Origin of the sequence: Anaerococcus provencensis, assembly GCF_000312365.2 — a bacterium.
In the GTDB taxonomy this organism is placed as follows: Bacteria; Bacillota; Clostridia; order Tissierellales; family Peptoniphilaceae; genus Anaerococcus; species Anaerococcus provencensis.
This window is the reverse complement of sequence record NZ_HG003687.1, coordinates 98,368-119,856: the sequence shown is the minus strand read 5'-3', so window position 1 is coordinate 119,856 and position 21,489 is coordinate 98,368. Positions and strand designations below refer to the sequence as shown.

The 21,489-nt window shown below is 34.3% G+C and carries 27 protein-coding genes; 5 read left to right on the top strand and 22 right to left on the bottom strand.

The features are described from left to right. Position 1: 1 nt before the first annotated feature. The 6 genes from BN38_RS08075 to BN38_RS08050 form a co-directional block, all read right to left on the bottom strand. The gene (locus tag BN38_RS08075; protein WP_044566873.1) at positions 2-979 is read right to left on the bottom strand and encodes a sensor histidine kinase; all 978 of its coding nucleotides are present in this window, start codon (positions 977-979) and stop codon (positions 2-4) included. After that, positions 975-1,640 (bottom strand): response regulator transcription factor, encoded by a 666-nt coding sequence (locus BN38_RS08070; RefSeq protein ID WP_044566871.1) that lies wholly within the window; start codon positions 1,638-1,640, stop codon positions 975-977. Before BN38_RS08070 ends, BN38_RS08075 begins: the two co-directional genes overlap by 5 nt. A 169-nt stretch (positions 1,641-1,809) precedes the next feature. Then, complete coding sequence (gene epsC, locus BN38_RS08065; RefSeq protein ID WP_195890895.1) at positions 1,810-2,331, bottom strand: serine O-acetyltransferase EpsC; 522 nt, start codon at positions 2,329-2,331, stop codon at positions 1,810-1,812. Beyond that, positions 2,324-3,238, bottom strand: a complete 915-nt coding sequence (gene cysK, locus BN38_RS08060) for a cysteine synthase A (RefSeq protein ID WP_044566712.1) — start codon at positions 3,236-3,238, stop codon at positions 2,324-2,326. The genes epsC and cysK overlap by 8 nt, the downstream gene beginning before the upstream one ends. A 307-nt stretch (positions 3,239-3,545) precedes the next feature. Further along, positions 3,546-4,586 carry a s-methyl-5-thioribose-1-phosphate isomerase gene (locus BN38_RS08055; RefSeq protein WP_044566710.1) on the bottom strand — a complete coding sequence of 347 codons (1,041 nt, stop codon included), beginning with the start codon at positions 4,584-4,586 and terminating at the stop codon, positions 3,546-3,548. After that, positions 4,586-5,413 carry a purine-nucleoside phosphorylase gene (locus tag BN38_RS08050; RefSeq protein ID WP_044566708.1) on the bottom strand — a complete coding sequence of 276 codons (828 nt, stop codon included), beginning with the start codon at positions 5,411-5,413 and terminating at the stop codon, positions 4,586-4,588. Before BN38_RS08050 ends, BN38_RS08055 begins: the two co-directional genes overlap by 1 nt. A gap of 120 nt (positions 5,414-5,533) precedes the next feature. On the opposite strand from BN38_RS08050, the gene BN38_RS08045 reads away from it, so the two are divergent. Beyond that, positions 5,534-6,118 (top strand): class II aldolase/adducin family protein, encoded by a 585-nt coding sequence (locus BN38_RS08045; protein WP_044566706.1) that lies wholly within the window; start codon positions 5,534-5,536, stop codon positions 6,116-6,118. A 158-nt stretch (positions 6,119-6,276) separates the two neighbouring features. Here BN38_RS08045 and BN38_RS08040 read toward each other — a convergent pair whose 3' ends face one another. The 7 genes from BN38_RS08040 to BN38_RS08015 all read right to left on the bottom strand — a co-directional run bounded on the left by BN38_RS08040 (position 6,277) and on the right by BN38_RS08015 (position 11,355). Next, on the bottom strand, positions 6,277-6,828 hold the full coding sequence (locus BN38_RS08040) for a DUF3793 family protein (protein ID WP_049944476.1): 552 nt from the start codon (positions 6,826-6,828) through the stop codon (positions 6,277-6,279). Between the two features lie 2 nt (positions 6,829-6,830). Then, a complete protein-coding gene (locus tag BN38_RS08035; RefSeq protein ID WP_044566703.1) occupies positions 6,831-7,262 on the bottom strand; it encodes a flavodoxin in 432 nt (143 codons plus the stop codon). A 150-nt stretch (positions 7,263-7,412) separates the two neighbouring features. Next, positions 7,413-7,565 carry a FeoB-associated Cys-rich membrane protein gene (locus BN38_RS11130; RefSeq protein ID WP_154649925.1) on the bottom strand — a complete coding sequence of 51 codons (153 nt, stop codon included), beginning with the start codon at positions 7,563-7,565 and terminating at the stop codon, positions 7,413-7,415. Between the two features lie 17 nt (positions 7,566-7,582). Next, on the bottom strand, positions 7,583-9,736 hold the full coding sequence (gene feoB, locus BN38_RS08030; RefSeq protein WP_044566700.1) for a ferrous iron transport protein B: 2,154 nt from the start codon (positions 9,734-9,736) through the stop codon (positions 7,583-7,585). Continuing rightward, positions 9,733-9,960, bottom strand: a complete 228-nt coding sequence (locus BN38_RS08025) for a FeoA family protein (RefSeq protein WP_044566698.1) — start codon at positions 9,958-9,960, stop codon at positions 9,733-9,735. Before BN38_RS08025 ends, feoB begins: the two co-directional genes overlap by 4 nt. Further along, positions 9,957-10,181: a FeoA family protein gene (locus BN38_RS08020; RefSeq protein ID WP_044566695.1), complete on the bottom strand. Its 225-nt coding sequence runs from the start codon at positions 10,179-10,181 to the stop codon at positions 9,957-9,959. Before BN38_RS08020 ends, BN38_RS08025 begins: the two co-directional genes overlap by 4 nt. Before the next feature lie 391 nt (positions 10,182-10,572). After that, positions 10,573-11,355: an alpha/beta hydrolase family protein gene (locus BN38_RS08015; protein WP_044566692.1), complete on the bottom strand. Its 783-nt coding sequence runs from the start codon at positions 11,353-11,355 to the stop codon at positions 10,573-10,575. 57 nt (positions 11,356-11,412) lie between these two features. On the opposite strand from BN38_RS08015, the gene BN38_RS08010 reads away from it, so the two are divergent. From BN38_RS08010 to BN38_RS08000, 3 genes are read left to right on the top strand one after another with little or no spacing between them, the layout of a single operon-like run. Beyond that, positions 11,413-11,799, top strand: coding sequence for an MORN repeat-containing protein (locus BN38_RS08010; RefSeq protein WP_044566690.1), 387 nt, complete (start codon positions 11,413-11,415; stop codon positions 11,797-11,799). Then, entirely contained in the window at positions 11,789-13,594 is a 1,806-nt protein-coding gene (locus BN38_RS08005; RefSeq protein WP_044566687.1) for an acyltransferase family protein, read from the top strand. The genes BN38_RS08010 and BN38_RS08005 overlap by 11 nt, the downstream gene beginning before the upstream one ends. A gap of 1 nt (position 13,595) precedes the next feature. Further along, positions 13,596-14,609, top strand: a complete 1,014-nt coding sequence (locus BN38_RS08000; protein WP_044566686.1) for a threonine aldolase family protein — start codon at positions 13,596-13,598, stop codon at positions 14,607-14,609. Between the two features lie 32 nt (positions 14,610-14,641). On the opposite strand, the gene BN38_RS07995 is transcribed toward BN38_RS08000, so the two are convergent. Genes BN38_RS07995 through BN38_RS07985 form a run of 3 tightly spaced genes read right to left on the bottom strand, consistent with a single transcriptional unit; the run spans position 14,642 to position 15,834 of the window. Next, a complete protein-coding gene (locus BN38_RS07995) occupies positions 14,642-15,097 on the bottom strand; it encodes a hypothetical protein (RefSeq protein ID WP_044566682.1) in 456 nt (151 codons plus the stop codon). Positions 15,098-15,137: 40 nt separating this feature from the next. Next, positions 15,138-15,359, bottom strand: a complete 222-nt coding sequence (locus tag BN38_RS07990; protein WP_044566679.1) for a hypothetical protein — start codon at positions 15,357-15,359, stop codon at positions 15,138-15,140. Between the two features lie 13 nt (positions 15,360-15,372). Further along, the gene (locus BN38_RS07985; protein ID WP_044566676.1) at positions 15,373-15,834 is read right to left on the bottom strand and encodes a GyrI-like domain-containing protein; all 462 of its coding nucleotides are present in this window, start codon (positions 15,832-15,834) and stop codon (positions 15,373-15,375) included. Positions 15,835-15,958: 124 nt separating this feature from the next. Between BN38_RS07985 and BN38_RS07980 the strand changes: the two genes are divergently transcribed. Continuing rightward, positions 15,959-17,155: a hypothetical protein gene (locus tag BN38_RS07980; RefSeq protein ID WP_044566675.1), complete on the top strand. Its 1,197-nt coding sequence runs from the start codon at positions 15,959-15,961 to the stop codon at positions 17,153-17,155. Between the two features lie 47 nt (positions 17,156-17,202). Here BN38_RS07980 and BN38_RS07975 read toward each other — a convergent pair whose 3' ends face one another. Genes BN38_RS07975 through BN38_RS07950 form a run of 6 tightly spaced genes read right to left on the bottom strand, consistent with a single transcriptional unit; the run spans position 17,203 to position 21,358 of the window. Next, positions 17,203-17,529 carry a hypothetical protein gene (locus BN38_RS07975; RefSeq protein ID WP_044566674.1) on the bottom strand — a complete coding sequence of 109 codons (327 nt, stop codon included), beginning with the start codon at positions 17,527-17,529 and terminating at the stop codon, positions 17,203-17,205. 27 nt (positions 17,530-17,556) lie between these two features. Continuing rightward, a complete protein-coding gene (locus BN38_RS07970) occupies positions 17,557-17,991 on the bottom strand; it encodes an SH3 domain-containing protein (protein WP_044566673.1) in 435 nt (144 codons plus the stop codon). Then, complete coding sequence (locus BN38_RS07965; protein ID WP_044566672.1) at positions 17,984-18,649, bottom strand: CpsD/CapB family tyrosine-protein kinase; 666 nt, start codon at positions 18,647-18,649, stop codon at positions 17,984-17,986. Before BN38_RS07965 ends, BN38_RS07970 begins: the two co-directional genes overlap by 8 nt. After that, positions 18,642-19,427 (bottom strand): YveK family protein, encoded by a 786-nt coding sequence (locus BN38_RS07960; RefSeq protein WP_044566671.1) that lies wholly within the window; start codon positions 19,425-19,427, stop codon positions 18,642-18,644. Before BN38_RS07960 ends, BN38_RS07965 begins: the two co-directional genes overlap by 8 nt. Continuing rightward, a complete protein-coding gene (locus BN38_RS07955; RefSeq protein ID WP_044566670.1) occupies positions 19,417-20,208 on the bottom strand; it encodes a glycosyltransferase family A protein in 792 nt (263 codons plus the stop codon). Before BN38_RS07955 ends, BN38_RS07960 begins: the two co-directional genes overlap by 11 nt. 1 nt (position 20,209) lies before the next feature. Beyond that, complete coding sequence (locus BN38_RS07950) at positions 20,210-21,358, bottom strand: glycosyltransferase (RefSeq protein ID WP_044566669.1); 1,149 nt, start codon at positions 21,356-21,358, stop codon at positions 20,210-20,212. Between the last annotated feature and the right edge of the window lie 131 nt (positions 21,359-21,489).

The window sequence follows — 21,489 nt, the reverse complement described above, 5'->3', positions numbered from 1 at the left end:
TTTAATTATAAAATCTCAGTTCAAAGGCATTTGATTTTTTCCCTTTGTGATATAAAAGTTCTCCATTTTGTCTTTCCATTACTGATTTTGCCATAGGAAGTCCAATGCCATATCCTTTAGATTTAGGATTTGCCTTATAGAAACGTTTAAGAACTTTTTCTAGCATTTTTTTATCCATTCCAGGAGAAGAATCTTCTACAAAGATGCTTTTATATAAATTTGTCTCTTTAAAGTAAATTTTAACATTCTTATTTTTTGATGCTTCTATAGCATTTTTGACAATATTAAACACTGCTTCATAGGTCCACTTTTTATCACATACTAGAAAGAAATCTTCACCATTTATTGGTATATCTATATTTTCTTTAATAAAATAATCTTTGATATTAACTATTACTTCATAAACTAAGTCTCTTGCACAAATCCTGTCTTTTGACATTTCAATCGTTGCTGAATCAAGGGCTGCAAGCTTTAATAAAACATCTGATAAATTACGAAGTCTAAGCAAATTTTCCTTAAGTCTAGTTATATATTCTTTTGAAATTTCATCGCAATCTTCTTCCAATAAATCAATTAACAATAAAGATCCAGTCAAGGGAGTTTTTATCTGATGGGCTATATCTTCAGTATATTCTCTTAAAATATCTTTGTTTTTTTCTGCATTATCAGCTATCCTATTATTTTCAATAATAATCTTTATTATCTCATCTCTTAATTTAGCAAATTCATCATCTATAAGTTCATAATTGCTAGAATCTATATCCTTTGAATGTAACAAAGTAAACAAATCATCTATTTTTTCTTCTATCAATTTTCTCTTTTGCCTACTATCATTTATATAAAGTGCAAATAAAATAATATTTATCAACAAAAATCCTAAAAGTGTAAGGATATCAAATCTAGGACTAAGATATACGACTAATAAGGATAATAATAAATTTATACTTATGATACTTATAATATTTTTATGTTTATCAATTGGATTCATTATCCCACCTATAACCTATTCCCCTTACCGTTTTAATATGATTTCCATATTTCCCAAGTTTATTTCTCAACCTTTTTATAGTTACAGATAGTGTATTATCATTTACTTCATAAAAATCATATCCCCATACATAGTCAAGAATCCTTTGTCTTAACAAATTGATATCTTGATTTTCCAAAAGTAATTCCAAAACAACAAATTCTTTCAAATTTAGTTCTAAATCAATTCCTTTAATTAATGCTTGTTTTGATGTAAGATTCAAATTCAAATCTTCAAACACGATTTTGTCAACTTTTTTTATTTTTCTATTAAATACATTATCTATTCTTGCTTTTAGAACCTCTAGAGAAAAAGGCTTTGTTATATAATCATCTGCACCTTCTGAAAGACCCTTTACTACATATTTATCTTCATCTTTTACAGTAAGCATAATAACTGGTATGTCAGAAAATTCTCTAAGCCATTTCAAAAAATCAAAACCCGATCCATCTGGGAGATTAGCATCGAGTAAGATTAAGTCAAAATCATCAAATTTAATGTTTTCCGAACTAGCCAAATCATTATAGGCTTTGGTGTCAATATCATATTTTTTTAAGTAAGTTCTTACAGCAAATGCTATTGTGCCGTCGTCTTCAATCATCGCTATTTTCACTTCTAAACCCAAACTTCCTATATCTAGCACTTGCAATAATCTCATATTAGAAAATAATGTAAGTACATATTATAATTAAATATCCAAATTTTTACTATCAATTAAATTATTACACATAACGAAAAAACTTCCAAGCCAATTTAGCCTGGAAGTATAATTAATTCGTACTCTATCTTTTTATAATTCTTGCTGGAGCCCCTACTGCTGTTGAATTTTCTGGTATATCTTCTAAAACTACAGCGTTGGCGCCTATTTTGACATTATCTCCTACTTTGATATCACCTAGGATTACTGCACCTGCTCCTAACATTACATTGTTTCCTACACTAGGGTGTCTCTTGCCCTTTTTGTTTGCAACAGCACCAAGGGTTACACCATGATACATAAGGCAATCGTCGCCTACTTCTGCTGTTTCTCCTATGACTACGCCCACTCCATGGTCTATATAGCATCTTCTGCCAATACTTGCTCCAGGATGAATCTCGATTCCTGTTTCCATCCTAGATTTGAAGGCTAACTCATTGGCTTCATAAAATTTCCCCTTTTCCCAAAGTTCGTGGGCCCTGTAGTGGGACAATAGAGCCTTTACTCCAGGGGAATAGAGTACGGCTTCTTCTTTACTTCTCAAAGCAGGATCTTTTTCTAGGGCCGAAATTAAAAGTTCCTCTTTGTAATCTTCGTAACTAATCATTTATTGGATACAATTCTGTAGATAGGTATCTTTCGCCAGTATCTGGAAGTACTGTTACTACAGCTTTTCCTTCGCCAAGTTTGTCGGCAATTTCTATTGCTCCACATACATTGGCTCCTGATGATATACCTACTGCTAGAGCTTCATCTTTTGCAAGTTGCCTACTCATTTTGATAGCATCGTCACTTGCTACACTTACTATGTCATCAACTACATCAAAGTCTAGGTTTTTAGGGATGAAGTTACCACCTATACCTTGGATTTTGTGGCCTGCTGCTTTTCCTCCTGATAAGAGTGGACTTTCCGCTGGTTGGATAGCGTAAACTTTGATATTAGAATCTTTTTCTTTTAATCTTTTTCCAACACCTGTTACTGTTCCACCTGTACCAACTCCTGCAATAAATGCATCTGGGGTGATTTCTGCTAGGATTTCTGGGCCAGTTGTTTCATAGTGAGCCTTTACATTGGCTGGATTTGAAAATTGGTCTGGGAAGAAGTATCCTTCTTTTTCTGCTAATTCTTTGGCCTTATCTACTGAACCTTGGAGAGCATTTTCTGTGGTTCTGATTACTTCTGCACCATAGGCTTTAGCCAATTGTTCACGTTCCTTACTCATTGATGCTGGCATAGTTAGTATAAGCTTGTAGCCTTTTGCTGCAGCTAGAGCTGCTAGGGCTACACCAGTGTTACCACTTGTTGGTTCTACTATTGTGTCACCTGGCTTGATCTTGCCTGCTTTTTCTGCTTCTTCGATCATATATAGGGCAATCCTATCTTTGATAGATCCTGCAAGGTTATTTTTTTCTACCTTAACATAAATGTCTGCCCTTCCCTCTTTCTCAAGAGAGCTTAGTTTTAGTAACGGTGTATTTCCTATTAATTCTTTGGAATTATTTTTAATTGTCATACATTCTCCTTTTATATAAATATGTTTATTAAAATAAACATAAATTCTTTGTGCCTTACTTTACATATTATTATAACCATGGATTATGATAATTCAAGTTATCATTAGTTAATAGGATACTAGCTCCCATAAAAGGCAAAAAAATAGAAGGGATTGTTGCAAAATAGATAAATCGTTTCCGAATCATTCTAGCACGTTCTAAGAAAGTTTTTGTAAGCCAACAAGCTTAATTCCTCCACGAGCTGGTGATTACTTTCTTAGAGCATGCCTTAACCATATAACGATATATATTGCAACAAACTCTTCATTAATAAAACCTATTTACTTCCCCATCAAAATAAGTGTAAAGTTCCTCTGGTTTATAGATAGATTTATCTGTTACAATCCCAGTAATAAGATGAGGTGGCGTTATATCAAATGACGGATAAAATCCATTTACCGCTTTAGCTGTTCTTCCTTCTAGCATTAGCTTTGGATCACGCATTTCTATCTCTATATCTTCTTTTGATTTCTTCTCATAATCTGGCACATCTGTGATATAAGTTGGAATGCCGAAATAATCACACACTATAGCTATCTGATAAGTTCCAATCTTATTTGCCACGTGACCATCACAGCATACACTATCAGCTGCACATGTAAATAAATCTATGCCTACATTTTCCATTAGATAGGCAACTTGGTTATCTGTTATAACTGTAGTTTTAAAACCCATTTCTGAAATACAAGTTGCTGTAAGTCTTGCTCCTTGGTAATAAGGGCGAGTTTCGCAGCAGTAAAACTCCACATTTTTGCCTTCTTCTAGCAAAATTCTAGTCATCATTCCGACTATAGTTTCCCCAAAACATTGGGTTAGAACCTTTGAATTATCTGGAATTAGTTTGCAAAGATTGTAGCCAATTTTTTCTACTGTGCCATACCTACGATTTAGGGAAGCTACGGTATTATTTTTTACTGCTTTAGCTGGATCTTCACCATTTTCTATGGCATTTTTTGCAACTTCTAGGCTATCAGAAGTAACTTTTGCCATTCGATTTGCTGTAGTTGGTCTAGCATTTGCAATCTCTTTTGCTGCCTTTTCTAAAAATATAAGCTTATCCTTTACTTCCAAATCCCTTGCTTCGTGGCAAGCTAGGGCCATAGCCATGCCTGCAGCTGTATAAGGACCTGCTGATTGGGTCACCATATCCTTAATTGCCTGTACAACTTCCTTGTAGGACCTACATTCTACAAATTCTACTTCTTTTGGATATATACGTCTGTCTAATATTCTTACCAAACCATCTTCATACCAAGCTACATTTTCATATCTAAGCATGAATGGCAAGTCATGATCCATTCTTTTCATTAATCTAACTTCCTTAATATATTTAAAATAAGTTTTCTAAATCTATGACTAGATTTATTTGCTACATCTTCTACTTCGCTTCCATCCATATTTTTTGCCCTATCCGTAGAGTAATTTGTCGCTAGAGATAGGCAAAGTACCTTGATGCCACAATGCCCTGCAGTAATCGATTCTGATATGGTGGACATTCCAACCATGTCAGCTCCAAGAGATCTCATTGCGCGAATTTCTGCAGGAGTCTCAAAAAACGGGCCGACAGCATAAAAATATACTCCTTCTTTTAAACTAAAACCTTCTTCTATGGCAGATGCCTTTGCAAGGTCTCTAAGTTTTTTGTCATAGAGATTATCAAGAGGGAAAAATCTCTGGCCAAATTCTTCTAGATTGTTGCCTCTAGTTGGTGAAAGGCCTGCAAAATTTATATGGTCAGTGATTACAACTATGTCTCCTGGCTCTATGTTCCAATTGATAGCTCCAGCTGCATTGGTAAGGATTAAAGTTTTCACTCCCAATAGTTTCATAACATATACAGGCATAGCTAATTCATCGTGATCATAGCCCTCATAGTAGTGAAAGCGTCCAGCCATGCAAAGTACATGCTTATCAGCAATCCTACCATAAATAAATTTGCCAGGATGAGATTTGTTAGTTGTAAGCAAAAATCCTGGTATATCTTCGTAAGGTATTTCGATTTTTTCTTTCATATCATCCAGTAGTTTACCAAGGCCTGTCCCTAGAATAATTCCAATATCAACATCTCCGCCTATTTTTGTTTTAATATAATCTGATGCAATTTTATAAGTATCAAATTCTTTCTTTTTTAACAAACTATTCCCTCCAATTTCTTTTATCTAAACTCACTTCGATTATAGCAAAGTCAAAAATCAAGTCAATAAAAATTTGTAAAAATTTAGAATTAGAGGATTATATCATATAAAGGAGTTTGTATGGATTATAGAAAAAAGCTAGTAGATTATGGACTTAAAATGTACAAATCAGGTCTTGTAGCAGGAACTAGTGGTAATATCAGCATAAAAGAAAATGACGATAGCTACTACATCACACCATCATCAATGGCCTATGACAAAATAAGTGAAAAGGATATAGTGAGAATCCACAAAGATGGTAAAGCTTATGACCCAAACCAAAGACCTTCAAGCGAATGGCAAATGCACATAGCAATATATGAAGCCTATGACAAATACAAGGCCATAGTTCATACCCATTCAACAATAGCAACAGCTTTTGCGGTAGCAAGAGTCGATATCCCTCTAATTTTAATTGAAATGAAGCCATTTCTAGGTGGAGAGATAAAGGTTGCACCATTTGCACCAGCAGGAAGCAAAAACTTAGGTCAAGCTATAATCCCATATCTAGATGAGGCCAACTCTTGCCTACTTGCAAATCACGGTGAAGTTTCTTGTGGTAAAAGCTTAGAAGAAGCCTATATAGCAGCCGAATACGTAGAAGATGCAGCAAAAATATACTATCACGCCTTACAAATAGGCAAGCCCTTTGTTTTAGAAAGATAATAAGGACTTTAATAAATTAAAAATAGCAAGTTAGAATGAATGCATTACCATTCTACTTGCTATTTTTATATTGTAATAACTTTTATAAATATAGGTATATTCCTACCAAGCTTATTTTCTTTAGGAGACTTTGCATGAATTTGATAGGAATTTAATTTTTATTTAGTATTTTTTTCAACTAGTTCTAGTATCTTTGTACTCTCTCTTATTGCACAAAGATATTCCATCCTTGCTTTGTTATACAAAGTAAAAGTCTTACATTTTTCATCTTTATCTTTATAAACTTTCCAGTAACCACTGCAAAGATAATTTTTGCCCTGGTTTTCTATAAATCCCATCACATCTTCATAGGGATAACCAAGTAATAATCCAATTTCATGAGGAAAATCCTTTTGGCATAACCTATCTTTAAGGCAATCTGTACAAATATCAATGCTATTAGTATCATATCCACAAGATTTTAAGAAACATTTAGTCTCATTAGTGTTAATATATTTTTTTAGTAGATCTTCTCTAAAGCAAAATATGGACGACGTTCTTGCTCTAGTGGATAAAATCTTAAAATATATGCCATATTTGTTGAAATCCTTATTCCATATCCTTATCAAACTATCAACGTCATATTTATAATTTGATAAGGAAAATAAATTAGATGGTTTGATTCTTTCAAAAACCGGGCTACAGTATAGGGCTAATAATTCATCACCCATATCTATAGCATAGCGATTAAACTGTCAGCCAAATCATAGCAAGCGTTAATATCCTCTTCACCAGGCTCTCCGTAAGCGGTTAGGCCATTAGCTGCTAAGTTTATATCATGTTCTTCACATCTTTCTTGCCAATCTATCATCCACTGACCATCATTCCATTCATATGAACCAAAGATAACAGTAGCTTTGTTAGCTAAACTATCTTCTACTGATTCAAACATCGGTTCAAATTCGCCTTCTTCTAGCTCTTCATTGCCCATAGCTGGACAGCCAAAGGCAAAGGCATTGTACTTATCTATATCAGCACTTGTGAAAGCACCTGCTTGAATCAAATCTGCATCAACTTCTTTTTCTTTTAATCTGGTAAATATAGCTTCTGCCATCTTTTCTGTATTACCTGTACCAGACCAATATATTATTGCTACTTTTGACATATTACTTCTCCTTTTATAAGTATTTTTTTTATAATGTATCGTATAACGATAATCATTATCAACGGTTGTGTAAAATTTTTTGAAAGCCTCCAGTTTATCCAAAGACTTTCAAAAAATTATTACAGTTCAAATATTAGTATAAACTATTTCTTAGAATTTATTTTTATTGAATCCTTTTTTTGGATTGTGACCTGGACAATCCTTGCAGCCTTCATTTGCGTCATTTTTTATAAATCTAGTATATACAATATATGCACACACTATAAAAATTATAATTAAAAGAATCCATGATTGTAGGTTCATATTTACCTCCTATTTATTTAGTGGGCCATACTTGCTTTATAAGTATTGTTATCTGCAATAGCCTTATGAGGTCTAAACAATAAGTATAGTAAAGCAACTAGTACTATAAATGCTATTATTGTTGATAGAGTAAATGTTCCATAAGCTATCAACCTTGAAAGTTGATAGAAAATAAAACTAATTGCATATGCAAATCCCATTTGGTAACCTACTGTTAACCAAGTCCATTTATTATCACCCATTTCTGTTTTTATAGCTCCAACTGCTGCAAAGCAAGGCATGCATAGCATATTAAATAGCAAGAATGAGTAACCAGCTATTGGTGTACCTATAGCTGCATTAAAGGCTGCTAGTAGTTCCGGACTTTCTTCTGTAATATCAGCGCCTAGACCCAAAACTATACCCATGGTATTTACTACATTTTCTTTGGCAACAAAGCCAGAAATTGTTGCGACCATTGATTGCCATGTGCCAAATCCCAATGGCTTAAATATAAAGCCTATAGCTGAGCCTATAACTCCCATAATCGAATTTGCCCCATCTTCTTCAATTAGATTTAATCTAAAGTCAAAGTTTGTCAAAAACCAAATTACTATGGATGAAAGTAAGATTATTGTGCCAGCACGTCTTGCATAAGCTTTTGACTTATTCCATACATCTTGCAAAACAGATTTTAGCCTTGGTGCATGGTATGGAGGCAACTCCATAATAAAAGGAGCAGGATCAGAAGCAAATTTCTTAAATTTCTTTAATATAACACCTGACATTACAATAGCCGCTATTCCTATAAAATAAAAACTAAAGGTAATAAGAGCCTTATTGCTTGGGAAAAATGCCCCTGCTATTAGGGCTATTACAGGAAGTTTTGCAGAGCACGGCATAAATGATGTAGTCATTATTGTAATCCTTCTATCTCTGTCATTTTCTATAGTTCTAGAAGCTTGGATACCAGGAACTCCACAACCTGTCGAAATCATAGCTGGAATAAATGATTTTCCTGATAGGCCAAAACGTCTAAATAATCTATCCATGATAAAGGCAACTCTCGACATATATCCTATATCTTCAAGGATAGAAAGAAGAGCAAACATAACCATCATTTGTGGTAAAAATCCAAGTACTGCTCCTACACCAGCTAAGATACCATCTGTTACAAGTCCAACAAGTACTTCATTTATACTTGCACTTTCTAAAGCTGCTTGAGCTCCTGGAATCAATGTATCATCAAAAAATCCATTTACAGCTTCCGTTGCCATAGTTCCAGGTGAATGTTCGTAAACTGCAAGGGAATAAACCAAGAACATGACAAGGGCAAATATTGGTATACCCAAGATTCTTGATGTAACAATATTATCTATCTTATCAGTTGTAGATAGCTTCGGAGCAGCTTTTTTTAATATTCTACCACCAAGCACTTCCAATCTTTCATATCTTTCACCAGTTATAATAGATTCAGCGTCATCGTCATAAAATTCTTCGCAAGCAGATCTAATATCGTCTATTTTCTTAAGATCATCATTACTAATTCCTATTTTCTCTACCATTTGCTCGTCATTTTCAAAGGCTTTAATGGTATAAAATCTTCTTAAATCTTCATCAACATATGAGTCTATAATATTTCTAATATCTGCTAGCTTATTCTCCAAATCATAAGAATATTCTAAAGCTTTTGGATAAGTTTGATTGCTGTTAGCTTTTTCAATTTCACTAATTAGCTTATCAATTCCCTTTTCTTTATTTGCCACGATTTCTATTACTGGGCAGCCCAATAGTTCAGATAAAGCAGCCTTATCAATCTTATCCCCTCTTTGCTTTACAATATCCATCATATTTAAGGCAAGTATTGTTGGGATACCAAGTTCTATAAATTGGCTTGTTAAGTATAAATTCCTGATAAGATTTGACCCGTCAACTAGGTTAACAATTAAATCTGGCCTTTCATCGACCAAATATTCACGTGCTACTTTTTCCTCTAATGTATATGGAGATAGAGAATAAATTCCTGGCAAATCTTGGATAACTATATCTTTGTGACTTTTTAGATTCCCTTCTTTTTTGTCAACTGTAACACCAGGCCAGTTTCCAACTCTTTGATTTGATCCAGTAAGAGCGTTAAACAAAGTAGTCTTACCAGAATTTGGATTGCCCGCTAGGGCTACTGTATAACTCATAATTCCTCCACTATTATATTTTCGGCATCATGTTTTCTAATAGTAAGTTCATACCCCCTTAGACTTATTTGTACGGGATCTCCTAATGGAGCAACCTTTCTTACAAAAAGATCAGTATTTTTAGTAATGCCCATATCCATTATTCTTCTTTTTGTAGGACCATCTCCCTTTATTTTAGCAACTTTAAGATTTTCTCCTACATTGGCATCTCTTAAAGATTTCATCCAACAACCTCCTCAACAATTATTCTTTTAGCAATATCCTTTGCTAGAGCAATTTTGTTTCCCTCTATTAAGAAAATATAATTAACACCATCAAATCTTTGTAGGGTCATTTCCTTGCCCTTTACTATTCCTAAATTTGATAAATGCTTTCTAATTTGATCATTGCCCTTAATCATGGTTACTCTCACTGAGTCACCTTCACTAAACAATGTAACAGGCATAAGTACTCCTTTTCTATATAAAACAATAATTTTTATAATTTATTAAAATATAATTAAAATTCCGAGGTCTTTTTAACTGCATTTAAAGTATACCATATAAAGTAATGATAATCAATATCATAATTTAAAATTTTATTCCCTTGTTGGTCCTAGATCTATCGGACGACTTTTGGTCCATCACAATTACAGTTGTTTGTAAATATTATGCTGTTTATGGCTAATAACCTTTTAACTTTCATATCCCTGCAATCCTCAAGAGAACAGATATCTATCCCTGTCATCCACAAGGCCAAGGTCTACGGATCTCTCAAAGTACTTTTAGCTAAATATTTCTTTTTAAAAAATATTTCCACTATATATTCACAGAAAAAAAGGACTGATTTCAGTCCTCTTAGCTTCTATATTTTTCAAAAAAATCAAACATCAATTGAAAAGATTCTAATCTTTGATCAAAATCTGAAAATGTATGGTCTGTGCCTTTAATTTCTTTGTACATGCAGTTTTCAAATGATTTGCAAAGCTTTTCGTTTGATTCTTTTGATATTATCTTATCTTCATCTCCCCTGATTATTTGAGTTGGGCCTTGGTATTTTTGAGCCAAAGCGTAGAGGTTATAGCTTGTTACATCTTTTATAAATTCATCGCTGATTTTTAGCCCTCCTACATCGTCCCCTTCTTTTTTGACATAGTATGACCTAAAGGCTTCTTTTAGTGATTTCATTAAAGAGTTCTCTTCTCCACTAAAATCAGCTGCTGGTGAGAATAAGGAAAGTGCTTTTGGTTTCTTCTCGTGGGCTATTGCTACTGCAACCGATCCACCCATAGAGTGGCCCTTCCAAAAAAGATTTTCCTTATCTACATAAGGCTCATTTATAACAAAGTCATGGATAAGCCTTGCTTCTTCTACTTCACGGGATAGGTTGATATCAAAAAAGCTTCCATCAGATTCCCCACAGCCAGAAAAATCAAAGCGAAATACTATATAGCCATTGGCAGTCAAAAATTTGGAGTTTTGTATATTCATAAATTGCAAGCCATTTCTATCATCTGCAAAGCCGTGGAAGTATATAACCGTTGGATAAGTTTTGGACTGATCAAAGTCATCTCCAGTGTTTAAAACACCTCTTAATCTAATATTATTTTCTTTTTTTATGTCTTTATAAAAATATTTCATAAAATCCCTCATTTCTTTGATATAATATACCCATAATATAGTATGAGGAGATATAATATGGAAAACAAAAAATTTCTTTCATATATGGCTATATCCTTAGCTTTGATAATGCTAATATCAGTTATATATATTTTTGCAAGGCCAAAAGCTAAGAAAGTAGAAGCTTACAAAATTGACAAAGGCACTTATTACACTGGGCCTATGGTCGATGATAAGTTTAATGGCGAAGGCGTACTCAAATCCGAAAAGGGGACTTACCAAGGTTCTTTTAAAGATGGAAGATTTGATGGATCTGGAAGCTTTGCTGGAGATGATTTTACCTACAAGGCTGATTTCTCCAAAGATAAGGGGAATTCCAAGATTGAAATCAACCTTAATTCTGGCGAAACATTTATCAAAGATGGCGATACTTTTAAGAATAAGGATATGAAAAATGAAAATTAAGGGTCTAGATTATATTAGGTTTTTGGGGATATTTTTAGTTTTATCCTATCACTTTTTCCCAAATGCTCTGCCAGGAGGCTTTCTTGGAGTAAATATGCTCTTTGTTCTTTCTGGTTTTTTGATAAGTTTTCATTTGATTGATTCCCTCTACAAAGATGGGTCTATTGATTTTAAAAACTTTTATTTCAAAAGATTTGTAAGGATTTTCCCAGCGGTTCTTTTGATGCTAAGTCTTACTACAATATTTGCTTTTGCTATTGATAAGGACTATACAGTAAGATTTTTCGACCAGTTTTTGGCTGCCTTTTCTTACAACTACAATTTTTTTGAAATAATGCGTGGTGGCTCTTATGAGAATCAATTTATCAAACAGCTATTTATGCATACTTGGTCTCTAGCTATCGAGGTTCATTTTTATATAATTTGGCCATGGATTCTGGCAAGTATCTATAAAAAAGTCAAAGAAAAAAGGAATTTAAAACGTAGTTTTTCCAAAAAGTTTATGGAAATTTGCATCATTTTATATGTATATGCCTATATTTTGACATTTTTATTAGTTGCACTTAGGAAGGAAAATATATCCTTTGTCTACTTCTTTGACCTAGCAAGGATGGGGTCTTTTGTATTTGGATCTATGCTTGGAATTTTTGTAAAGAGATTTTCCTTTAATAGACTTCCTTACAATAAGCTCACAATGATATTTTCCGGACTAATACTACTTATGTCCTTACTCTTGTCCTATGACAATAGGGCTACTTATTTTATAGGATTTTTGCTAACAGATATTATAACAGGAATATTAATTCTCGTAGGATATTCCAACAAAAATCTTGATGAAGGCAAAGTAATCCCACTCCTAAGTGAGTATTCCTATGGTATGTATGTATTTCACTGGCCAGCCTTTGTGATGATTTCAAGCAAAATATCCGGCACATGGGGTTTAGTATTATCAATACTTGTGACAATACTTTTAGTTTTGTTTAATTATCACATCTTTGAACCGATTTTTGCAAGCAAAGATATCAAGTCTATAAGTGATAAAATCAGCATGCCAAAGATTGACTATAATAAATACCAGGGCTTAATCCACTTTACTCTTGTATTTATGGTCCTACTAAGCTTTAGCCTTGCTTATACCATATCCGATGCTTCAGATGATATGGTAAGCCTTGAAAAGTCAATTCTCCAAGAATCTATCAAACAAGACATAGATAAAATCTACATGGATAGGAAGAAAGTTCAAGACATCATAGATAAGGATAACGACAGGATAGACAGCCTTGCAGCAGAGCAAACAATAACACTTATTGGCGATAGCGTGCTTTTGGGCAATAGGGAAATGCTCCAAGAAAATATTACTGGCCTTTATGTCAATGCAGAAGGAAGTAGGCTACTAGAGAGTACTCCTGATTTGATAAGACAAATGGAAAATGACGGCAACCTAGGGTCTATACTAGTCCTTGCTACGGGAACCAATGCCGTAGAAGACCCAGAAAAGAGCCTAGAAGAGATTGTTAAGAGTCTGCCAGATGGCAAGAGATTAATATTTGTAACTTGCTATGATAATAGGTACGAACAACCTCACAGGGTATCAGTTGCTATGGAGAAAGTCGCGCCAAAATATAAGTTCGTAACCATTATGCCATGGGAAAAAGAAGCTATGAACCATCCAGAATACTATGCTGGAACAGATGGTGTACACTTCTATGGAGTCATGGATGCCTATGATGCCTATCTTAATATGTTAAAAGAAGCTATAAATGAATCTTTGAAAAAACCAGCAAAGGGAGAATAAAATGTATTTTTTTGTAAATGATTATAATGATATAGGAAGAGATGACATACTAGATGCTCTAGTAAAGGCAAAAGATGAGTACAACACAGGCTATGGTTTTGACAAGCACTGTGAAAACGCTAGGGCTTTGATGAGAAAAGCCTTGGCAAATGAGGACCTTGATATCCACTTCATACCTGGAGGTACAGGGGCAAATGTAGTAGGCCTTGCATGTGGTCTAAGGCAAGAAGAATCAATCCTTGCTGTAAGAACTGGCCATATAGAGGGTCACGAAGCAGGATCTATAGAGGCAACGGGTTTAAAAATAGAGACTATAAAGTCAGAAGATGGTAAATTATCTAGAAAACTCCTAGAAGAAAAATATTCTCATTATGACAATGAATATATGACAGTGCCAAGAAAGGTCTATATATCAAATACAACAGAGCTTGGAGAAGTTTATACAAAGAAGGAACTTAGCGAAATCTATGATTTTTGCAAAGAAAATGACCTATATCTTTTCATGGATGGAGCAAGGCTTGCCCACGCTCTTGTAAGCGAAAAATGTGATTATAGCCTAAAAGACTTGGCAAACCTTTGCGATATATTTTATCTTGGTGGAACCAAAAATGGCTTCTTATATGCAGAAGCCATTGTAATTGTAAACGATGATTTGAAAAAGCATTTTATAAACCTACAAAAGCAAAAAGCTCAGCTTATGGCTAAAAGCTTTATCCCTGGGATAATGTTTGAAACAGTATTTGCTAAAGAAGATGGATACCTGGAAGGAGCTAGGATTTCCTACCAGATGGCAAAGGACCTTGCCAGTGGAATAAGAAAAAAAGGCTACGACCTAGCCTATCCATTCGAATCAAACCAAGTATTTGTAAAGCTTAGCCCAGATGAACTTAGAAATTGGCAAAAGATAGCCCAATTTGAAACTATGGGCGAAATTGATGGTAAAACCATAGCAAGACTTGTCACAACTTATAGGACAAGTAAATCTGATATAGAAGGATTTTTATCCCAAATATAAAAATATCCCGGAAAATCTCCGGGATAATTTTTTTATTTGTTGTAGAAAGATTTTTTAACGTCAATAGATTCTACAGCTTTTCTGCTTTCTTTTTTTGTATCATCTACTGCATCTTCTACTTCATGAGCTATTTCTTCGCCTTTTTCCTTTACATCGGAAACAACTTTTTTGCCCTTAGTTTTTATATCTATAGCGATTTCTGGAGCAATTTCCTTTTTATTTTCAAAGGCATTTGATATTGCATCTCTATTTTTATATAGGAGATAAGCTGTACCTGCAGCAGCTCCTGCTAAAAGTAAAGTTTTTCTTCTTTCTGCCCTTTCCATCTCTTCGTCTACAAAAAAGTCAAAGTCTGGCATGTGATCCATTGGATCAAAAGTCTTTACCTTGTAAGCAGTACTTGCAAGGCCTATCATATCTCCTACATCTAGGAGACCTAGTTTGTTGTTAAGTTTTATTAGATCTGCAGCTAGTTTTAATTTTCCCATATAATTCTCCTTATCTTCTTTCTCTTATTTATACCCAGTTTTAGTAATTATCTTCAATTTGACACTCAAGGCATTCATCAGACTCGTGTTCATCTTCGTAACTATAGATAAAACTTGAATTTATTTTCTTTGCCTTTGGTATCTCCCTTGTTTCAATCAAACTATCCCCATAAAATATTTGCTCATCACTTCTTCTTGTTGGATACATAGTGCAAGATGATAAGCATATAGTAATAAGGGCAAGTGTTAGTATTTTTTTCATATAAAACTCACTCTCACGCGTGGATATTTTCCATTAGGCTAATATATAAACTTACATTGCCAATTTCTCTTTTCTTTCCATCATATTGAAAAAACTCCAAATCTGGGCTTAGGGAATGAAAATACTTTTTGTTTGGGAAAAATTCCTCATAAGTATATCTATAGCCTTCATCTAGCCCATCTTCACCATCAATTGGAACTTCTAAATATAACGACTCTTCAATCTCATATACTTCTAGTGACCATTCCTTGATAAAATCTGGGTCAGATATTTCAAACCCCAGGAAGTAATCAAAAGTTCCATCAAGGGCATTATATTGTCTTAGGCCACAAAAAGAACCCAAGTCTTTTAAATCTAGGTCTTTAAACTCTTCTAGAAACTTTCTTCTTACTTCTTTTGCATCACTTGCATTTTCTAATTTATAAGCTCTTCCAGCCAACCTAAGTCCTGGCTGATTGTCTACATTAATTTGCATAATACTCCTAATTTCCTTTTTAATCTTATACCCCTAAAAAGTGAAAAGTTTTCTTAAAATTTGAAATTTAAATAATCTTGTACTATAGTAAATTAGCATCGTAACAATATTAATGGAGGAGTTAATGAAAAACAAATATTCAATAGCAACAATAATGCTAGCAACAGCTTTAATATTTGCTGGATGTGCAAACAATAATGAGGAAAAACCAGCAAACGAAGTTAAAGAAGAACAAACTACTGACGAGTCGGCTGAAGAAACAACAGAAGCAGAAGCTCCAGCAGTAGAAGAAGAAGCAACAGAAGAGGAAGCTACAGAAGAAGAAAAAGCTGACGAAAATTCTGAAGAAGCTAGTGAAGAAGATGCGGAAGAAACTAGCGAAGAAACACCTGCCGAAATGGGTAACCTAGTACTTCACAGAGCATATCCTAAAGAAGTAGACGGAGCTTTCACAAACGTTGTAGTAGCAACAAGCGGAGACAAAATTGTTGATGCAATCATAGATGAGTACCAATACTATGAAGCTGACTCTGACTACAAGGCAGTACCAAACTCAGACGGAGCATTTGGAGAAGGTACAGCAGAAGGCAAAATCCTTGGATCAAAAATGGACAATAACGAAGCTTACTCAGCTGATATGAAAGAAGCTGGTAGCGAAGTTACATTGCTTGAAACCTACAATGGTATTACAGACTTTGTAAAGGGAAAAACAATTGCTGAACTAGAAGATTTCTTAAATGAAAATGACGATGAACAAATTCTAGATGCAATTACAGGTGCAACATTCAAATCAACACCAAATCTTGTAAGAATGATTGTTGAAGCTGCAAAAGATAACACATTTGTAACATCTGGCGATGCTGAAAATCCAGATGATGTAGAAGTAAGATACGCACTAGGCGCTCCACACGGTGACAAGAGCTTTGGTAATGCTGTTGTAGCTGTTGAGGGAGATAAAATCATTGCTGCAAGCATTGACGAATACCAATACCTTGACGGTGGCACAGGCGTTCCTGGATCAGAAGGTGGATTTGGCGAAGGATACAAGGATAGCAATGTTGTTCTAGGCTCAAAACTAGAAAACAACGATATGTACTCAGACCTAATGGCAGAAAAAGCTAAATCAACAGTAGCATTGAAAGATAACTATGCTGCAATCGAAAACTTTGTTGCTGGTAAAACAGTTGAAGAAGTAAAATCAGTAATCGAATCTGCTACACCAGGTGAAGCAATTGATGAAGTAACAGGTGCTACTCTTGTTGATACAGCTGGATACCTTCAATTAATAATCGACGCTGTAGAAAACAATCTTAGAAAATAATTAGTATTAAAATAAGCTCTTGGCTAGGCCAAAGAGCTTATTTTTTATTATTCAATTAAGGTAAACCTTAAAAGCAAGATTAACATTACAATCATAAGGACAATACCTATTATGGTAAATGCATCTATACTTTTTCTTAGAGCGAGAATCACAAGGGATATGGATAGAAAGAACATAAATAAATAAAGCTGCAAATATAGGTAGGCGTTGTTGGTATAAATCATATAGACCATGATGCCTAGACCTAGTAGACTTGCAAAGATAGCAATAATTTTGCTAAGTTTTTTTCTATCTATGATGTAATTCAACAAACTAATGACCCCTATTGTTAAAATAGCAGGCCATATAGTGTTTTTTATTAGTAGTATCTCCATCTATCCATCACCTTTTTCTAAAGTGGACTATTTTTCTTTGATCAAATCGCTTCTGATATATCCTGTTTGACCGGAAATGCTTACCCTTGTCCAATTGTCAGAATCTCCAAGTTTTATAATATCTTGACCTGGTTCAGCTTGGGTTATGATTGCTGAATTTTCACTTGGTGCAAGTCTTACATTTACAACATCTTCAACAGTATAGATCACACCATCAGAGCTTTCTTCAGAATTTTCGTCAGTGTTTTCATCTGTATTTTCGCTAGCCTCTTCTGTATTATTTTCATCTGTGTTCTCGTCTGCACTTTCGCTGTCAGTATTATTTTCTTCAAGATCACTATCAGACACTTCACTTACATTACTGTCTTCTGGGTGGCGGACAGAAACATATTTGTCCTCTGCGCAAGCTGTTGTCATTAGTATCAAGAGAAAAACAGCAAGACTTTTTAACCTTTTATTCATCATATCCTCCAAACAAATCATCAAGTTCATCTACACTATAATCATAGTCTGTTATTGCAAGGCCAAGTATGTTGGCATTTGCTTTTTCTAGTTGGTCTAAAGAATTTTGAGTTTCCTCACTAGATTTTAGCTCATCTTTAGTAAATACTAGGCAAGCATCAGTACTTGCAGCAAACATATTTGCCTCAGCAACATCTGTATTTTCTGTTAAGTCAACTAGGACGTAATCATACTCATTGCTGATGTCACTAAAGAAGTTTCTAACAACCTTTGGTTCCAAAAACTTATCAGCATAGTCTGATACTGCACCTGTTTTTAGATAAGATAAAGATTTGTAGGCCCTATCTTTTATCTTAACTTGGTCTACATCATAGCCACCGAGGATTACATCAATAAATCCACGTTCAGCATCTTCTTCTACAAAGTCATCCAAATTAGAATATCTAAGGTCAGCATCAATCATTAAAACACTAATGCCATCTTCAGCAAGGTGTCTGGCTATATTTAAGATATTTTCAGTCTTTTTTGTGCCAATACTTGTAGCTGTGAAAGCTATAGAAACATTTTTACGACCCATCTTTTGGATTATTTTATCTTCTAGATTATAAAATGATTGAAGAAGAATCTCCCTATTTTCATCAGTTTGCTTCTTAAACATCTAATTCTCCTTTTTCATAGCTAGGTAATTTGCCAAGGATTTCGTATTTATTAGTATTACTTACCTTGCTATTTATCTCTTTGCTATCTATAACCCTAGTTGTACCAGATTCTTGATCTTCTCCTAAATCTGAAACTACTGTGGTCTTTTCTTTTGGTTCTTCAACTTTTTTGACTTCTCTTACTTCCTTTATTTCGTCATTATTAGAATTTTTTAAGTATGCTTTAGCGATTTTCTTGTTGTGGGAGTTGATTGAAATCATTGTAATTAAGGCCCAAAGTATAGCCCCAGATCCTGCTGCAAAGCCAGCATATTTTATAGTATTGTCTGTCACGGAAGCCAAGCCATATGAATATTCCATAACCTCTGCACCAGAATCATAAATATTGTTTATTACCCTTACAGCATAGTCAGCATATTGGTCAGCCAAATCTTCTGCACGAAGCTTGTTTGTATCAGACACCGTGATATCTATGATAGATGAATTTGCAGTTGGTTTTATGTCAAGTTTGCTATCTAACTTGCCTACATTCCAGTCAATTGCAAGGGTTTCTAAGGTTTTTTGTTTGATTTTTGAGCTATTGATTGTTGCTGCATAAGTTTGCGCAGTATTCTTAGCATCATCTACATCCTCAACATTTGATGTAACAATCTTAGCTTGGGCTGTGTATTCCTTGTAACCCATATAGTTTAGGCCAAAATATGTTAGCATTCCTATGATAATTACTGCTATGATTGCAGGTGGGATTGCTGAAAAAAGTGATCTTTTATTCTCCATCTTCTCCTCCAAATTCTCTTGCTCCGCTAAGCATAAGCTTGCGAGCCTTTTTAATATCGATAACTTCTGTCATTTCCTTATGTCTTCGCAAAAATTGTTCTATATATAGTCTATAAGTTCTTGGAAACAAGGCCTTGGCAAGCTTTCCTTTGTCAATAAAAAACTTTTCATCATAACCTGTAAACCAAGTAGAATCGTCATTATAGACCTTGGCTATGAGCTTTGTACTTGTTCTAATCTTAAGGCCTGCCTTAAAGGCATCTCTTAAAAACAAGCTGTCTTCACCAGAACCATTGTCAGTTCCTGCTCCAAAGTAAGTTGAAACTGATAAGTTATTTTTAATTATAGAATCTTTCTTAAAAACAAAATGTACAGATCCATATCTTAAAGAATTGTAAAGCTTAAGGTCTTTTTCTTCCTTAACCTTTACAACCTCTTCGCCATTTAAATATATTATAGTTTTAAATATGAAAAAATCTACATCTGGGTGCTTGTCAAACTCTTCTCTTATGGCATTGCTGTAACCTGTTTCAAAAACCTGGTCATCATCTGCAAAAACTAGTATATCTGCCCTAGAATGTAATATGGCAAGATTTCTGCTAAGTCCAAGTCCTCTAGTATCAGTTGAAATCATCCTAACTTTAAAGTTGCCTGTATCTATCTCTTCATAAGCGTTTTTATCAGCTTGGTTTATGATTAGGGCGTCTGTCTCTAGATTGAATCTCTTAAAGCATGCTATGGACTCTTCATTCATAGTTGAAATTAATACTTCTATGCTCATGCTATGACCTCGTTGTCTCTGCTTTTTCCCATGTTGCCTTGCTCTTTCCAGTAGCCTCGTTATAGCCACCCTTAAGCTGAGCTGCCATCATCATAGTGTAATAATATGGGAAGTAGAAAACTTTGCTCTTACTTTCAGTTAATTTTCCAATTCCTGCAAGGGTAAAGAATGCAACTTGGATTAGGAAAAATACCCTATAAAAGTCTCCCTCGTTTAACAAGGCTAAGTTTGCAATAAATAAAACTATGTGGTTAAAGGCCTGCAAAAACCTCAAAGTCTTGTGGTTAAAGTGGAAGAAAGAAAACCAACCATATTCGAAAATATTTAAACGTCTAAGATTGGTAAAAATATTGGTCAAAATCCTTCTTTGCATCCTAACCTTTCTTTTGAATTCATCCTTGCTAGTCTGGCCCGCCTTCTCCAAGGCTATGGCCTTTGGATTATAAAGAGCTCTCTTGTGGTTTATGCCAGCATAAAGAGGCATCTCATAGTCGTGAGAGCTTACCAGGTTATAACGGCGGTAATCACTCTTCCTACAAGCATAAATTGCACCATTGCCAGCAGCAATAGTTGCAATCTCTGATTCGATTTTTCTCATCTTAAGTTCCATATCCCAATAGGAATTTTCCGCCACAGCCGAAGCTATGTCATCATCCTTGGCATAGATAAGCGATCCGCATACATAGATAATATAATCATCTGTAAAATAACTTACAAGCTCATCTATGGCATCAGCCTTAAACATGGAGTTTGCATCAGAAAATACTATTATCTCTCCCTTGGCCACATCTACAGCCTCATCTTGGGCGTTAGTTTTCCCCAAGTGGTTTTTGACTGTGTTGACCTTAATGTCATAGGAAGGGTGATTGTTGATGAAATTTTGGCAAATCTCAACTGTCCTATCGCTTGATGCATCATTGGCAACTATAACCTCATAGTGAGGATAGGTTGATTCTGTTATATTTTTTAGTTTTCTCTCTATTACCTTTTCTTCGTTGTAGGCTGATATTATTATAGAAACATAGGGCTTGTAGGATAAATCCTTGTCATTTTTTCTTTTCATAATCTTATCTAAGATCATTAATGTGATAGGATAGCCAATCATTGCATAAAATATGGCAAATCCTACTATATAAAATACAATTTTCATAATTTCCTCAATTCATAGTTAATTATATAATATATTGCATCTGATTTTCAATTATTATTACATAATATACATTAAGAAATTATAAAATAAAAAAAATCGTCCCAAAATCATTTACACTCTTAGGATATGGG

Coding starts and splice junctions, on each gene's coding strand:
- BN38_RS07995 (WP_044566682.1), bottom strand. CDS start 15,097: ATGGGAAAATTAAAACTAGCTGCAGATCTAATAAAACTTAACAACAAA.
- BN38_RS07965 (WP_044566672.1), bottom strand. CDS start 18,649: ATGTTTAAGAAGCAAACTGATGAAAATAGGGAGATTCTTCTTCAATCA.
- BN38_RS07950 (WP_044566669.1), bottom strand. CDS start 21,358: ATGAAAATTGTATTTTATATAGTAGGATTTGCCATATTTTATGCAATG.
- epsC (WP_195890895.1), bottom strand. CDS start 2,331: ATGATTAGTTACGAAGATTACAAAGAGGAACTTTTAATTTCGGCCCTA.
- BN38_RS07970 (WP_044566673.1), bottom strand. CDS start 17,991: ATGAATAAAAGGTTAAAAAGTCTTGCTGTTTTTCTCTTGATACTAATG.
- BN38_RS08040 (WP_049944476.1), bottom strand. CDS start 6,828: ATGGGTGATGAATTATTAGCCCTATACTGTAGCCCGGTTTTTGAAAGA.
- BN38_RS08015 (WP_044566692.1), bottom strand. CDS start 11,355: ATGAAATATTTTTATAAAGACATAAAAAAAGAAAATAATATTAGATTA.
- BN38_RS08055 (WP_044566710.1), bottom strand. CDS start 4,586: ATGAAAAGAATGGATCATGACTTGCCATTCATGCTTAGATATGAAAAT.
- feoB (WP_044566700.1), bottom strand. CDS start 9,736: ATGAGTTATACAGTAGCCCTAGCGGGCAATCCAAATTCTGGTAAGACT.
- BN38_RS07955 (WP_044566670.1), bottom strand. CDS start 20,208: ATGAGCATAGAAGTATTAATTTCAACTATGAATGAAGAGTCCATAGCA.
- BN38_RS08005 (WP_044566687.1), top strand. CDS start 11,789: ATGAAAATTAAGGGTCTAGATTATATTAGGTTTTTGGGGATATTTTTA.
- BN38_RS07990 (WP_044566679.1), bottom strand. CDS start 15,359: ATGAAAAAAATACTAACACTTGCCCTTATTACTATATGCTTATCATCT.
- BN38_RS08035 (WP_044566703.1), bottom strand. CDS start 7,262: ATGTCAAAAGTAGCAATAATATATTGGTCTGGTACAGGTAATACAGAA.
- BN38_RS07985 (WP_044566676.1), bottom strand. CDS start 15,834: ATGCAAATTAATGTAGACAATCAGCCAGGACTTAGGTTGGCTGGAAGA.
- BN38_RS07960 (WP_044566671.1), bottom strand. CDS start 19,427: ATGGAGAATAAAAGATCACTTTTTTCAGCAATCCCACCTGCAATCATA.
- cysK (WP_044566712.1), bottom strand. CDS start 3,238: ATGACAATTAAAAATAATTCCAAAGAATTAATAGGAAATACACCGTTA.
- BN38_RS08000 (WP_044566686.1), top strand. CDS start 13,596: ATGTATTTTTTTGTAAATGATTATAATGATATAGGAAGAGATGACATA.
- BN38_RS11130 (WP_154649925.1), bottom strand. CDS start 7,565: ATGAACCTACAATCATGGATTCTTTTAATTATAATTTTTATAGTGTGT.
- BN38_RS08010 (WP_044566690.1), top strand. CDS start 11,413: ATGGAAAACAAAAAATTTCTTTCATATATGGCTATATCCTTAGCTTTG.
- BN38_RS08020 (WP_044566695.1), bottom strand. CDS start 10,181: ATGCCTGTTACATTGTTTAGTGAAGGTGACTCAGTGAGAGTAACCATG.
- BN38_RS08045 (WP_044566706.1), top strand. CDS start 5,534: ATGGATTATAGAAAAAAGCTAGTAGATTATGGACTTAAAATGTACAAA.
- BN38_RS07980 (WP_044566675.1), top strand. CDS start 15,959: ATGAAAAACAAATATTCAATAGCAACAATAATGCTAGCAACAGCTTTA.
- BN38_RS07975 (WP_044566674.1), bottom strand. CDS start 17,529: ATGGAGATACTACTAATAAAAAACACTATATGGCCTGCTATTTTAACA.
- BN38_RS08025 (WP_044566698.1), bottom strand. CDS start 9,960: ATGAAATCTTTAAGAGATGCCAATGTAGGAGAAAATCTTAAAGTTGCT.